The sequence below is a fragment of the Citrobacter sp. NCU1 genome, from assembly GCF_010231475.1.
GTDB lineage: Bacteria > Pseudomonadota > Gammaproteobacteria > Enterobacterales > Enterobacteriaceae > Citrobacter_D.
On record NZ_NRDO01000020.1, the window covers coordinates 74,080 to 84,170 of the forward strand.

Consider the following 10,091-nt stretch of genomic DNA (forward strand, 5'->3'; position numbering starts at 1 on the left):
ATCACGATGATGAACGCCGTATAATGAGGCGCTTACGAAGAGGCCATAATGGACGCCATGAAATATCACGATTTACGCGACTTCCTGACGCTGCTTGAACAGCAGGGCGAGCTCAAGCGCATCTCGCTTGAGATCGATCCTCATCTGGAAATCACCGAAATTGCTGACCGCACGCTGCGTGCCGGTGGGCCTGCCCTGTTGTTTGAAAATCCCAAAGGCTATTCAATGCCGGTGCTGTGTAACCTTTTTGGTACGCCGAAGCGTGTTGCCATGGGGATGGGGCAGGAGGATGTTTCTGCTCTGCGGGAAGTGGGTAAGTTATTGGCGTTTTTAAAAGAGCCGGAACCGCCGAAAGGGTTTCGCGATCTGTTTGATAAACTTCCGCAGTTCAAACAAGTCCTCAATATGCCAACAAAGCGTCTGCGCGGCGCGCCCTGTCAGCAGAAAGTGTTCTCTGGTTCAGAGGTGGATTTAAACCGCATTCCCATCATGACCTGTTGGCCGGAAGATGCCGCCCCGCTCATCACCTGGGGTCTTACGGTGACGCGTGGTCCGCACAAAGAGCGGCAGAATCTTGGCATTTATCGCCAGCAGTTGATTGGCAAGAACAAATTAATCATGCGTTGGTTATCTCATCGCGGCGGCGCGCTGGATTTTCAGGAGTGGTGCGCAGCCCATCCCGGCGAACGTTTCCCGGTGGCGGTGGCATTGGGCGCCGATCCAGCGACCATTCTCGGGGCGGTAACCCCTGTGCCTGATACCCTCTCGGAATATGCATTTGCAGGTCTGTTACGTGGCACAAAGACAGAAGTCGTCAAATGTATTTCCAATGATCTTGAAGTCCCTGCCAGCGCGGAAATTGTGCTGGAAGGCTATATCGAGCCGGGTGAACTTGCGCCGGAAGGTCCTTATGGCGATCATACTGGCTACTACAATGAAGTGGATAGCTTCCCGGTCTTTACCGTGACGCACGTGACGCAGCGTGAAGATGCTATCTATCATTCGACGTACACCGGCCGACCGCCAGACGAACCGGCGGTGTTAGGGGTGGCGCTAAACGAAGTCTTCGTTCCCATTTTGCAAAAGCAGTTTCCGGAAATCGTCGATTTTTATCTGCCGCCGGAAGGCTGTTCTTATCGACTGGCCGTGGTGACAATAAAAAAACAGTACGCCGGTCATGCCAAGCGCGTCATGATGGGGGTGTGGTCATTTTTACGCCAGTTTATGTACACCAAATTTGTTATCGTCTGCGATGATGATGTCAACGCACGCGACTGGAATGATGTCATTTGGGCGATCACTACCCGTATGGACCCGGCCCGGGACACCGTGCTGGTAGAAAATACGCCAATTGATTATTTGGATTTTGCCTCGCCAATCTCTGGGCTTGGTTCAAAAATGGGGCTGGATGCCACCAACAAATGGCCCGGCGAAACCCAACGTGAGTGGGGGCGTCCCATAAAAAAAGATCCTGACGTTACCGCGCGTATCGATGCGATCTGGGATGAGCTGGCCATCTTCAACAACGGTAAAGGCGCCTGAGGCGCGATCGTTTTGCCCTATAGACCCGACAGAGGGAGCGCATGACAACCTTAAGCTGTAAAGTGACCTCGGTAGAAGCTATCACCGATACCGTATATCGCGTACGTTTAGTGCCAGACGCGGCGTTTTCATTTCGCGCTGGTCAGTATTTGATGGTGGTGATGGACCAGCGGGATAAACGTCCGTTTTCGATGGCATCCACACCGGATGAGCAAGGATTTATTGAGTTGCACATCGGTGCCTCAGAACTCAATCTGTATGCCATGGCAGTGATGGACAGAATCCTGAAAGACAGAGAAATCGTGGTGGATATGCCACACGGTGAAGCCTGGCTACGTGATGATGAAGAGCGTCCGCTGATCCTGATCGCCGGAGGAACCGGATTCTCTTACGTGCGCTCAATTTTGCTGACTGCGCTGGCGCGTAATCCGCAACGCGATGTCACTATTTACTGGGGCGGCCGGGAAGAAAAACACCTCTACGATCTCTCTGAGCTGCAAGCGCTTTCGGTCAATCATCCTAATCTGCGTATTGAGCCGGTGGTTGAACAACCTGAAGCGAAATGGCGTGGCCGCACGGGAACGGTCTTAACTGCGGTTTTACAGGATCATGGTACGCTGGCTGGACATGATATCTACATTGCCGGACGTTTCGAGATGGCGAAAATCGCTCGCGACCTGTTCTGCAACGAGCGCAGCGCGCGGGAAGATCGTCTGTTTGGTGATGCTTTCGCCTTTATTTAAAGCAATAAAAAACCCGCCCCTGACAGGCGGGAAGAACGGCAACTAAACTGTTTTTCTTCGCCATTGGCACCAATGGCTTTGAGATAACACTGTTGTAGGCCGGGCAAGCGAAGCGCCCCCGGCATTTTGCCCGGTGGCGCGTTGCTTATCGGGCCTACGTTATCCTGGTCAAACCCGCTCAAACACCGTCGCGATTCCCTGACCCAATCCGATACACATCGTCGCCAGACCAAACTGTACGTCTTTGCGTTCCATCAGGTTCAGTAGAGTGGTGCTGATACGCGCGCCGGAACAACCGAGCGGATGACCCAGGGCGATGGCGCCGCCATTCAGGTTGATCTTCTCGTCGATCTGCTCCATTAGCCCAAGATCTTTAATGCACGGCAGGATCTGGGCGGCGAACGCTTCGTTCATCTCAAACAAGCCGATATCACTGGTTGAAAGGCCTGCTTTTTTCAGTGCCAGTTTTGAGGCCGGCACAGGACCATAACCCATGATTGAAGGATCGCAGCCCACGACGGCCATTGAGCGAATGCGCGCGCGCGGTTTCAGACCCAGTTCACGTGCACGACTTTCGCTCATCACCAGCATAGCGGCAGCGCCATCGGAGAGGGCAGAAGACGTGCCTGCGGTAACCGTACCACTGACTGGATCAAACGCCGGTCGCAGCGTGGACAATGCTTCGACGGTGGTTTCCGGGCGGATCACTTCATCGTAGTTAAACTGCTTCAGCACGCCGTCGGCATCATGACCGCTGGTCGGGATGATTTCGTTTTTAAAAGCGCCGAACTGTGTGGCCGCCCAGGCGCGGGCGTGTGAACGTGCGGCGAAGGCATCCTGCATTTCTCGGCTGATACCGTGCATGCGAGAGAGCATTTCCGCCGTTAATCCCATCATGCCCGCGGCTTTCGCCACATTGCGGCTTAAGCCGGGGTGGAAATCAACGCCGTGACTCATTGGCACATGGCCCATGTGTTCAACACCGCCGATCAGGCACGCGTGCGCATCGCCGGTCATGATCATGCGCGCGGCGTCGTGGAGCGCTTGCATTGATGAACCACACAGACGGTTGACGGTAACCGCAGGGACTGAGTGCGGGACTTCCGCCAGTAGCGCGGCGTTACGGGCAATGTTGAAGCCCTGTTCCAGTGTCTGTTGCACACAACCCCAATAAATATCGTCAAGGGCGGTGGGTTCCAGCGCTGGGTTACGCGCCAGCAGGCTACGCATTAAGTGTGCGGAGAGATCTTCCGCCCGCACGTTACGAAATGCGCCGCCTTTTGAACGGCCCATCGGGGTACGAATTGCATCGACAATGACAACCTGTTCCATTGTGACTCCTTAAGCCGTTTTCAGATCGCCAACCGGACGGGCAGGCTCAACCGGGGGATAGTACGGTTCGTTATGGCGCGCTTTGTTACGCAGACCTTCCGGTACTTCATACATAGGGCCGAGATGCTGATACTGTTGCGCCATATCGAGATATTTTGCGCTGCCGAGCGTGTCCAGCCAGCGGAACGCGCCGCCGTGGAATGGAGGGAAGCCCAGACCGTAAACCAGCGCCATATCGGCTTCCGCCGGGCTGGCTATGATGCCTTCTTCCAGGCAACGCACCACTTCGTTGACCATCGGGATCATCATACGGGCGATGATCTCTTCGTCGCTGAAATCACGCTTCGCTTTGCTGACGTCAGCCAACAGACTGTCCACGGTCGCGTCTTCTTCTTTCTTCGGTTTGCCTTTGCTGTCTTCTGTATAGCGCCAGAAGCCCAGACCATTTTTCTGGCCGTAACGGTTAGCCTCAAACAGCGCATCGATCGCGTCGCGATAGTCTTTCGTCATACGCTGCGGGAAACCTGCTGCCATCACTGCCTGTGCGTGGTGTGCGGTATCAATGCCTACGACATCCAGCAGGTACGCCGGGCCCATTGGCCAACCGAACTGTTTTTCCATGACTTTGTCGACTTTGCGGAAATCTGCGCCGTCACGCAGTAACTGGCTGAAACCGGCGAAATACGGGAACAGTACGCGGTTAACAAAGAAGCCAGGGCAGTCATTTACCACGATCGGCGTCTTGCCCATCTTGCTGGCCCAGGCCACCACTTTGGCGATGGTTTCATCCGAACTTTTCTCACCGCGAATGATCTCAACCAGCGGCATCCGGTGAACCGGGTTGAAGAAGTGCATGCCGCAGAAATTTTCCGGGCGCTTCAGGACGCTTGCCAGTTCGCTAATCGGAATGGTGGAGGTATTGGAAGCCAGCACAGTGTCAGGACGGACTTTATCTTCCGTCTCCGCCAGTACGGCTTTTTTCACTTTCGGGTTCTCAACGACTGCTTCCACTACCACGTCGACACGCTCAAAACCGACATAATCCAGCGTTGGGTGAATGGTGGAGATTACGCCCGCCATTTTCAGTCCGTCGATCTTACTGCGTTCAAGCTGTTTGTTTAGCAACTTGGCGGCTTCAGTCATACCGAGGGTGAGCGATTTGTCGTTGATATCTTTCATTATCACCGGTACGCCTTTCCAGGCGGACTGATAAGCGATACCCCCACCCATGATACCGGCACCCAGTACGGCAGCCTGCTTCGGAGTTGCAACGTCTTTGGTCAGCGTCTTCGCTTTGGCCTTAACGAACTGATCGTTGAGGAAGATACCGACCAGTGCGCGGGCTTCATTGGTGTGCGCCAGCGGGACAAAACTTTGGTTTTCCAGTTTCAAGGCTTCTTCACGACCAAAGCGGGCAGCGGCTTCAATGGTCTTCACCGCGGTGATCGGCGCCGGGTAATGTTTACCTGCGGTTTGCGCGACCATCCCTTTGGCGATGGTGAAACTCATTGCCGCTTCAATTTTGCTGAGTTTCAGCGGCTCGAGCTTCGGCTGACGTTTGGCTTTCCAGTCAAGGTCACCGTTGATCGCCTGATGGAGTACCGCCAGAGCGCCATTAATCAATTTTTCTGGCTTCACCACGCCATCGACTAAACCGATTTTCAGTGCCTGCTCGGCACCCACATCTTTACCTGCCGCGATGATCTCCAGTGCGCTGTCCGCGCCCAGCATACGGGGCATACGGACGGAACCGCCAAAGCCTGGCATGATCCCCAGTTTCGTTTCTGGCAGACCAATACGCAGGTCTGGCGTCGCCAGGCGGTAGTCGGTTGCCAGAACGCATTCGCAACCGCCGCCCAGCGCATAGCCGTTGACGGCAGAAAGGGTGGGGACGGGCAAATCTTCCAGACGGTTAAAGACGCTATTGGCAAAATGCAGCCACTGGCTTAACTGTTCTTCGGGAACGAGAAACAGTGAAAGGAATTCGGTGATATCTGCACCGACAATAAAGGCCGCTTTATTGGAACGCAGTAGCAGCCCTTTTAAATCTGTTTGCTTTTCCAGCACATCGAGCGCGTGGCCGAGGCTGGCGACGGTTGCAGTGTCGAGTTTGTTGACCGAGCCTGGAGCATCGAACACCAGTTCGGCAATGCCATTTTCCAGCCAGTCTAGGTACAGGGTGTCGCCTTTGTAAAGCATGTCAGTCTCCTGAATCTGCAAGGTGATCTGGTCATACCAGATAAGGCGAAGTGTGTATTTTGTGTTAATAAAATGCAAATGATTGATTAAAAAAATGACGATTCGATCACGCTCGGCAGAAATCACGCAGCCACAATGCGATGTGCTAAGATGCGGAGACTTGAGGTCAAAAAAACAGAAGGGTAAAAAATGGAATCACTGGCCGCACTCTATAAAAATCATATTGTTACTTTGCAGGAACGGACTCGTGATGTACTGGCGCGCTTCAAGCTGGATGCGTTATTAATTCACTCTGGCGAACTGTTCAACGTCTTTCTCGACGATCATCCGTATCCGTTCAAGGTCAATCCGCAGTTTAAAGCCTGGGTTCCGGTGACGCAGGTTCCTAATTGCTGGTTGCTGGTGGATGGCGTTAATAAGCCTAAATTATGGTTCTACCTGCCGGTCGATTACTGGCACAACGTCGAGCCGCTGCCGACCTCCTTCTGGACCGAAGACGTTGAAATCATTGCGCTGCCAAAAGCCGACGGTATTGGTAGTCAGTTGCCTGCCGCGCGCGGCAACATTGCTTATATTGGCCCAGTGCCTGAGCGTGCATTACAACTGGATATTGCTGCCAGCAACATCAACCCGAAAGGGGTGATCGACTACCTGCATTATTACCGTTCCTATAAAACGGATTATGAACAGGCCTGCATGCGTGAAGCGCAGAAAATGGCGGTGAGCGGTCACCGCGCGGCGGAAGAGGCCTTCCGTTCCGTCATGAGCGAGTTTGACATCAACCTGGCTTATCTGACGGCGACCGGGCATCGCGACACAGATGTACCGTATAGCAACATTGTCGCGCTTAACGAACATGCGTCAGTCCTGCATTACACCAAACTGGATCATCAGGCGCCGTCTGAAATTCGCAGCTTCCTGTTAGATGCAGGTGCAGAGTACAACGGCTATGCGGCTGACCTGACGCGTACCTGGTCTGCCCACAGCGATAATGACTACGCTCAACTGGTTAAAGATGTTAATGACGAACAACTGGCGCTGATTGCCACGATGAAGGCTGGGATGAGCTATGTGGATTATCACATTCAGTTCCATCAACGCATCGCGAAGCTGCTACGTAAGCATCAGCTTGTGACCGGTATGAGCGAAGAGGCGATGGTGGAAAACGATCTTACCGGACCGTTTATGCCGCACGGTATTGGTCATCCGCTGGGGCTGCAGGTCCATGATGTAGCGGGTTTTATGCAGGATGATACGGGAACGCATCTTGCTGCGCCGTCGAAATACCCTTATTTGCGTTGCACTCGTGTGCTTGAGCCGGGAATGGTATTAACCATTGAGCCGGGTCTTTATTTCATCGAGTCACTGTTGGCGCCGTGGCGTGAAGGACAATTCAGCAAACACTTCAACTGGCAGAAAATCGAAGCGCTGAAACCCTTTGGCGGCATTCGTATTGAAGACAATGTGGTGATCCACGAAAACAACGTTGAAAACATGACGCGTGATTTGAAACTGGCGTAATGGACAGTTGGTTAATCCCTGCATCGCCGGTCACTGTTGTTGAAGAGATCAAAAAGAGCCGCTTTATTACGTTGCTGGCCCATACGGACGGCGTAGAAGCGGCGAAAGCATTTGTGGAGTCTGTCAGAGCGGAGCACCCGACCGCTCGCCACCATTGTGTGGCGTGGGTGGCGGGTGCGCCGGACGACTCACAGCAGTTGTGTTTCTCGGATGACGGTGAACCGGCGGGCACGGCAGGAAAACCGATGCTTGCACAATTGATGGGCAGTGGCGTCGGTGAGATCACCGCCGTGGTGGTTCGCTACTACGGCGGTATTTTGTTGGGCACTGGGGGGCTGGTGAAAGCCTACGGTGGCGGGGTGAATCAGGCGCTGCGGCAGTTAACCACGCAACGCAAGACACCATTAACCGAATATACTTTGCAGTGTGAATATGGTCAGTTGACCGGGATTGAAGCACTGCTGGGACAGTTTTCCGGAAAGATCGTTACCAGCGATTATCAGGCATATGTTCTGTTACGGGTGGCGCTTCCTTATGCAAAAGTGGATGAATTTACAGCAAAACTGGCGGATTTTAGCCGTGGTTCATTGCAATTATTAGCGATTGAAGAATAATCCCCACCTTATTTTTAGAACAAAGGAAGCGGCAGAGATGCATTTTCGCGCCATTACCCGAATCGTTGGACTACTGGTCATCTTATTTTCGGGGACAATGATTCTCCCGGGGTTGGTTGCGTTGATCTACCGTGATGGGGCGGGTAGAGCATTTACACAAACTTTCTTTGTCGCGTTGGCAATTGGTTCTTTATTGTGGTGGCCAAACCGCCGGGAGAAGGGCGAACTGAAATCCCGCGAAGGGTTTCTCATCGTGGTTCTGTTCTGGACCGTACTGGGCAGCGTGGGTGCGCTACCGTTTATCTTCTCTGAGCAACCGAACCTCACAATTACTGATGCGTTTTTTGAATCCTTTTCCGGGTTGACGACGACCGGCGCGACCACGCTGGTGGGGCTTGATTCGCTGCCACATGCCATTCTTTTTTATCGTCAGATGCTGCAATGGTTTGGCGGTATGGGGATCATCGTCCTGGCGGTGGCCATTCTTCCTATTCTCGGCGTTGGGGGGATGCAGCTTTATCGGGCAGAAATGCCAGGACCGTTGAAAGATAACAAAATGCGCCCGCGCATTGCCGAAACAGCAAAAACCCTGTGGCTGATTTATGTGTTACTGACCGTGGCATGTGCGCTGGCGCTGTGGTTTGCGGGTATGCCTGCCTTTGATGCCATTGGACACAGTTTTGCCACCATCGCCATTGGCGGTTTTTCAACGCATGATGCCAGCGTGGGGTATTTTGACAGTCCGGCTATCAATACCATTATTGCTATCTTCTTACTGATCTCCGGTTGTAACTACGGTCTGCACTTCTCTTTATTAAGCGGGCGAAGCCTGAAGGTTTACTGGCGCGACCCAGAATTTCGGATGTTTATTGGCGTACAGTTGACGCTGGTGGTCATCTGCACACTGGTTTTATGGATCCACAATACCTATGCCTCGGCGCTAATGACGCTAAACCAGGCCTTTTTCCAGGTGGTGTCGATGGCGACAACCGCCGGGTTTACGACGGACAGCATTGCGCGCTGGCCGCTCTTTTTGCCCGTTCTCCTGCTGTGCTCTGCATTTATCGGTGGTTGTGCGGGATCAACCGGCGGCGGCCTGAAGGTGATCCGTATTCTGCTGCTGTTTAAGCAGGGAAATCGTGAACTGAAGCGACTGGTCCACCCGAACGCGGTGTACAGCATAAAGTTGGGGAACCGTGCGCTGCCGGAACGTATCCTCGAAGCTGTCTGGGGCTTCTTCTCCGCTTATGCATTAGTCTTTATCGTCAGCATGCTGGCTATTATCGCAACGGGTGTGGATGACTTCTCTGCATTTGCTTCTGTTGTCGCAACACTCAACAATCTGGGGCCTGGGCTTGGCGTTGTTGCAGACAACTTTGCTAGCATGAATCCCGTTGCGAAATGGATCCTGATCGCCAATATGTTGTTTGGTCGTCTGGAAGTCTTCACTTTGCTGGTGCTGTTTACCCCCACTTTCTGGCGTGAATAATGGAGTAACACGTGAAAACACTCATTCTCTTCTCAACCCGGGATGGACAAACGCGCGAGATCGCCTCGTATCTGGCTTCTGAATTAAAAGAGCTGGGGATCTGGGCGGATGTCGTTAATCTTCATCGTACTGAGGAGCCGGACTGGCAAAGTTATGATCGCGTCGTGATTGGGGCATCTATCCGCTACGGTCATTATCATGCCGCTTTCCAGGAGTTCGTGAAGACACATTCTGCAAGATTGAACGCAATGCCGAGCGCGTTCTACTCGGTGAATCTTGTTGCACGTAAGCCGGAAAAGCGAACGCCGCAGACAAACAGCTATGCGCGTAAGTTTCTGATGAACTCACCGTGGCGTCCCGATCGTTGCGCAGTGATTGCGGGGGCACTTCGTTATCCTCGTTATCGCTGGTATGACCGCTTTATGATTAAGCTCATCATGAAGATGTCAGGCGGTGAAACGGACACGAGTAAAGAAGTGGTATATACGGACTGGGAACAAGTGGCGATTTTTGCCCGTGAAATCGCACAATTAACCAGCAATTCGCCGTCAAAATAGTCGCAAAGAATAAAAAATAAGCACTTGGAGGATTATTTCAAATTTCCGCTTGTCAGCCGGAAATAACTCCCTATAATGCGCCTCCACTGACACG

Annotated in this window: 8 protein-coding genes; 6 read left to right on the top strand and 2 right to left on the bottom strand. The window is 53.1% G+C overall.

Features of this window, described 5'->3' with window-relative positions; all coding sequences use genetic code 11:
* The first annotated feature begins 48 nt into the window (after positions 1-48).
* Together ubiD and fre are read left to right on the top strand one after the other, a co-directional pair.
* The gene (ubiD, locus tag CJP72_RS08135) at positions 49-1,542 is read left to right on the top strand and encodes a 4-hydroxy-3-polyprenylbenzoate decarboxylase (RefSeq protein WP_162380363.1); all 1,494 of its coding nucleotides are present in this window, start codon (positions 49-51) and stop codon (positions 1,540-1,542) included.
* 41 nt (positions 1,543-1,583) lie between these two features.
* Positions 1,584-2,285, top strand: a complete 702-nt coding sequence (gene fre, locus CJP72_RS08140; protein WP_162380364.1) for an NAD(P)H-flavin reductase — start codon at positions 1,584-1,586, stop codon at positions 2,283-2,285.
* A 168-nt stretch (positions 2,286-2,453) separates the two neighbouring features.
* Here the strand turns inward: fre and fadA are convergent, their stop codons facing one another.
* A complete protein-coding gene (fadA, locus tag CJP72_RS08145) occupies positions 2,454-3,617 on the bottom strand; it encodes an acetyl-CoA C-acyltransferase FadA (protein ID WP_162380365.1) in 1,164 nt (387 codons plus the stop codon).
* Positions 3,618-3,626: 9 nt separating this feature from the next.
* The gene (gene fadB, locus CJP72_RS08150) at positions 3,627-5,816 is read right to left on the bottom strand and encodes a fatty acid oxidation complex subunit alpha FadB (protein WP_162380366.1); all 2,190 of its coding nucleotides are present in this window, start codon (positions 5,814-5,816) and stop codon (positions 3,627-3,629) included.
* Positions 5,817-6,005: 189 nt separating this feature from the next.
* Between fadB and pepQ the strand changes: the two genes are divergently transcribed.
* Genes pepQ through hemG form a run of 4 tightly spaced genes read left to right on the top strand, consistent with a single transcriptional unit; the run spans position 6,006 to position 9,997 of the window.
* Positions 6,006-7,337: a Xaa-Pro dipeptidase gene (pepQ, locus tag CJP72_RS08155; RefSeq protein ID WP_162380367.1), complete on the top strand. Its 1,332-nt coding sequence runs from the start codon at positions 6,006-6,008 to the stop codon at positions 7,335-7,337.
* Positions 7,337-7,951 carry an IMPACT family protein gene (locus CJP72_RS08160; RefSeq protein WP_162380368.1) on the top strand — a complete coding sequence of 205 codons (615 nt, stop codon included), beginning with the start codon at positions 7,337-7,339 and terminating at the stop codon, positions 7,949-7,951. Before pepQ ends, CJP72_RS08160 begins: the two co-directional genes overlap by 1 nt.
* A gap of 37 nt (positions 7,952-7,988) precedes the next feature.
* A complete protein-coding gene (gene trkH / locus CJP72_RS08165) occupies positions 7,989-9,440 on the top strand; it encodes a Trk system potassium transporter TrkH (protein WP_162380369.1) in 1,452 nt (483 codons plus the stop codon).
* An 11-nt stretch (positions 9,441-9,451) separates the two neighbouring features.
* A complete protein-coding gene (hemG, locus tag CJP72_RS08170) occupies positions 9,452-9,997 on the top strand; it encodes a menaquinone-dependent protoporphyrinogen IX dehydrogenase (RefSeq protein ID WP_162380370.1) in 546 nt (181 codons plus the stop codon).
* The last annotated feature ends 94 nt before the right edge of the window (positions 9,998-10,091 follow it).

What these genes read in the sequence shown, in the direction of transcription:
- CJP72_RS08160 (WP_162380368.1), top strand. Translation starts at nt 7,337, where the DNA reads ATGGACAGTTGGTTAATCCCTGCATCGCCGGTCACTGTTGTTGAAGAG.
- fre (WP_162380364.1), top strand. Translation starts at nt 1,584, where the DNA reads ATGACAACCTTAAGCTGTAAAGTGACCTCGGTAGAAGCTATCACCGAT.
- fadB (WP_162380366.1), bottom strand. Translation starts at nt 5,816, where the DNA reads ATGCTTTACAAAGGCGACACCCTGTACCTAGACTGGCTGGAAAATGGC.
- pepQ (WP_162380367.1), top strand. Translation starts at nt 6,006, where the DNA reads ATGGAATCACTGGCCGCACTCTATAAAAATCATATTGTTACTTTGCAG.
- fadA (WP_162380365.1), bottom strand. Translation starts at nt 3,617, where the DNA reads ATGGAACAGGTTGTCATTGTCGATGCAATTCGTACCCCGATGGGCCGT.
- ubiD (WP_162380363.1), top strand. Translation starts at nt 49, where the DNA reads ATGGACGCCATGAAATATCACGATTTACGCGACTTCCTGACGCTGCTT.
- trkH (WP_162380369.1), top strand. Translation starts at nt 7,989, where the DNA reads ATGCATTTTCGCGCCATTACCCGAATCGTTGGACTACTGGTCATCTTA.